Origin of the sequence: Nitrosomonas eutropha, from assembly GCF_003201195.1 — a bacterium.
GTDB lineage: Bacteria > Pseudomonadota > Gammaproteobacteria > Burkholderiales > Nitrosomonadaceae > Nitrosomonas > Nitrosomonas eutropha.
Genome location: NZ_QICQ01000069.1, coordinates 1 through 2,994, shown reverse-complemented (window position 1 = coordinate 2,994; position 2,994 = coordinate 1). Strand labels below are relative to the sequence as shown.

The window sequence follows — 2,994 nt, the reverse complement described above, 5'->3', positions numbered from 1 at the left end:
CCTGGATTACAAAAGTCCGAATCAATATGAAGCAGAAGCAGCAAAATCGATAAAAGCAGCTTAACTGAGGTGTCCGATTTTACTTGACCACGTTAGTTTGATGCCAGAGACCTCTTTGCCCGCGTCATAACCCTTCTGGCCCGCCGTGTCCGTATTTTTCACGCTCTGCGCGTCCACGATCAAAAATGACGTGCAGGCGTTGCGCCCCTGTCTGGTACGAACCTCGCCAACGGATTTTTTAACGCCCACTCCAGCAGGCTCATTCCAGCACACCGTGAGACTAAACATCTAAGTGAATTCTCCACTTTAGTGCTTGCGCCCAAAGATTATTCCAGGTGAAAAGACAGGCAAAAGCAGCCCATCCGATACGAATATGACGATGCACAATATCCACCGGTTTCTGCGCGTATCGGTTGGGCGTGCCTGTTCAAGCGGGTGTTTGATAGCGATATCGAACACTGTCCGCGTTGTGGAGAGGATATGAAAATCATTACCGCCATCTTGGAATCCAGCGCGATTACCAAAATTCTTGATCAGCTCGGCCTGCCTGGGCAGGCCGTCTAGAGTGCCTGCACAAATCCACGATCTTTTCAAGTCATCCTGATCTTGTACTCACTCTTTCAATCCTTTTTATCACTGGATAGATTTTTACCCTTGGGTGTCTTTCGCCTGAAGCGCCAAAATGCTGCAGAATCTTTGGCTTTTCATGTTAACTGAACCGGAATATACTCACATTTAATCAGTTAACACAATGGTTGGCAGCTGGGCCAACTTTCAACACATTTAGCAACCATGGAAAAAGTGGTTTATTTTTTCTGTACCCCACTTGGTGTTTTTGCGATTTACCGACGCGGTAGTATTGAGAAAACCTGATGAAACTCCAGCTCTCGAAATTCTTATGTTCCCGAACCCCTAGCAAGGAGACAAACCATGCTCAGCACCGATTTTCACGAGCGGCTTGAAAACCTTTCGATTGAAACGTGCGATATGCATCGCACCATTGTCTCGTTGATGGAAGAGCTTGAGGCAATCGGCTGGTACAACGGCGCTGTGATGCACATGACAGCACACAGGCAACGCGCTATCCGGATCCGGGTGATTGCTGTGATTGTGATCGGTTTCGGCCTGCTGCCCATCAGGGAAGGCAGCGTGGTTCTGTTTTATGACGGGGCGGCGCGTGATAATTCTTGGCGTCCTTGGCACCTCAACACACTAAGCGTACAGTGGCTCATGAGATGGTCCGCATTCCCGAATCCAAGCTGATGGACGGCCCCGCACAGGCAGAGATGCCCCAACTCCCTTGGCATCGAACAAAGATCATCTGCACCCTGGGTCCGGCGACCGATCAACCGGGCGTGTTGGCGCGACTGATCGGCGCGGGGATGATGGATGTCGCCCGCTTCAATCTGTCGCACGGCGACCACGCCAGCCATGCCCGCCGGATTCAGCAGGTGCGTCAATTGGCGCAACAAGCGGGACGGTTCATCGCCGTCCTGATGGACCTGCCAGGACCGAAGTTCCGGCTGGGGGAGTTGTCCAACGGTGCGCGCGAACTGCATCTGGGCGCGGATGTGATCCTGGCGCTCGAGGCCGATCCTCCAGATGGGCTACCGGTAAAGCACCCGGCGTTACTGCAGGCGCTGCGTGTGGGTGAGTCAGTATATCTCGCGGACGGCGCGATCAGGCTTGAGGTTAAAATCGCTGGCGCGGAGCGGGTTGTCTGCCAGGTGCTCGTCAGCGGGACGGTCACATCGGGTTCGGGCATCAACGTGCCAGAATCCAAACGCTCGGTGCTCATACCGACAGACGATGACCGCCGGCACTTGGTCTTTGCGCTGGAGCAACAGGCGGAGTGGATCGGCGTGTCGTTTGTCCAGTCCGCTGATGACCTGATCCGCGTCCGGACACTGCTGCCGCCCGGCCAGCAGCCTTTGCTGATGGCCAAGATCGAAAAACGCCAAGCTCTGGTCGACCTCGATGCGATCATGGCGACGTCCGATGGTGTGATGGTGGCTCGCGGGGATTTGGGGGTGGAGACCGATCTGGCTGAGATACCCCTGGTCCAGAAACGGATCATCGCCTTGGCCAATGCCCAGGCACGCCCGGTGATCACCGCCACCCAGATGCTCGAATCCATGGTTACTCAGGAACAACCAACACGTGCCGAGGTGACGGATGTCGCCAATGCTATGCTTGATGGGACGGACGGCGTGATGCTGTCCGCCGAGACCGCCATCGGACGCTTTCCAGTGGCTGCTGCCGAAATTCTGCAGCGGGTACTGACGGCCACTGAAACCGAGTATGCAGTACGCGTTGCACGTGACCGGCTACGGGCAAGTGAGTCGACCCCAGCGACAAACCCCATCAGCCTGGTTGCCTGCCAGCTTGCGGCCCGTCTCAACGCTAAAGCCATCATTGCCCCCGTCAGGGATATAGCGACCGCGCTGGGGATTGCCCGCTTCCGGCCCGCGGCGCCGCTAGTGGTTATGGCTGACTCTGAAGACTTGTGCCGCCGTCTGGCGGTGGTCTGGGGCGTATCACCGTTGTTAGCCGTGGCGGAGTTTGAACCGCAATCGTGCCTGTACTTGGCCAGCCACTGGCTGTGCGCGCAAGGGCTTGCTCAGCCAGGCGATCCCGTCGTCATGTTGTCCACCTCCGGGGCAGCACAGGGCGCGGCCGATACACTACAGGTAATGCGCGTGGACAACAGTTAACGATCCTGCTACCAAGTGATGCGCTGGCCGAGCCCGTGTTTGGCATTATCAAACAGATATTAGGTGTTTAGTCCCACGGTGTGCTGGTGTAACATATAACCAGCTACGGAGGGATGATTTATGGGACAGATATTACACGGAAGCGCCCGCACGACAGCGGCGGTACGTCGAGCGATACAAAATAGTCAAGAGAGTCTGAATGTTCTGGCCAAGCGGCATGGGATTAATCCAAAAACGGTAGCGAAGTGGCGGAAGCGGGAATTCACCCACGATGCACCGA

General features: G+C 55.8%; 3 protein-coding genes and 2 pseudogenes. 3 read left to right on the top strand and 2 right to left on the bottom strand.

Annotated elements, in window-relative coordinates:
* Positions 1-96 precede the first annotated feature (96 nt).
* Positions 97-266, bottom strand: a pseudogene (locus C8R14_RS13105) (IS5/IS1182 family transposase); the annotation flags it as partial.
* A 40-nt stretch (positions 267-306) separates the two neighbouring features.
* Entirely contained in the window at positions 307-594 is a 288-nt protein-coding gene (locus tag C8R14_RS13100; RefSeq protein ID WP_011634065.1) for a hypothetical protein, read from the bottom strand.
* Between the two features lie 336 nt (positions 595-930).
* Here C8R14_RS13100 and C8R14_RS13885 point away from each other — a divergent pair, with 336 nt between their 5' ends.
* The 3 genes and pseudogenes from C8R14_RS13885 to C8R14_RS13085 form a co-directional block, all read left to right on the top strand.
* Positions 931-1,263: a ferritin family protein gene (locus C8R14_RS13885; protein ID WP_011634064.1), complete on the top strand. Its 333-nt coding sequence runs from the start codon at positions 931-933 to the stop codon at positions 1,261-1,263.
* Positions 1,236-2,714: a pyruvate kinase gene (gene pyk, locus C8R14_RS13090; RefSeq protein ID WP_240142169.1), complete on the top strand. Its 1,479-nt coding sequence runs from the start codon at positions 1,236-1,238 to the stop codon at positions 2,712-2,714. Before C8R14_RS13885 ends, pyk begins: the two co-directional genes overlap by 28 nt.
* A 120-nt stretch (positions 2,715-2,834) precedes the next feature.
* A pseudogene (locus tag C8R14_RS13085) lies at positions 2,835-2,994 on the top strand (IS481 family transposase); the annotation flags it as partial.

Bases quoted from the DNA above. Each gene is read 5' to 3' on its own strand.
- C8R14_RS13885 (WP_011634064.1), top strand. From the start codon at position 931: ATGCTCAGCACCGATTTTCACGAGCGGCTTGAAAACCTTTCGATTGAA.
- pyk (WP_240142169.1), top strand. From the start codon at position 1,236: ATGGTCCGCATTCCCGAATCCAAGCTGATGGACGGCCCCGCACAGGCA.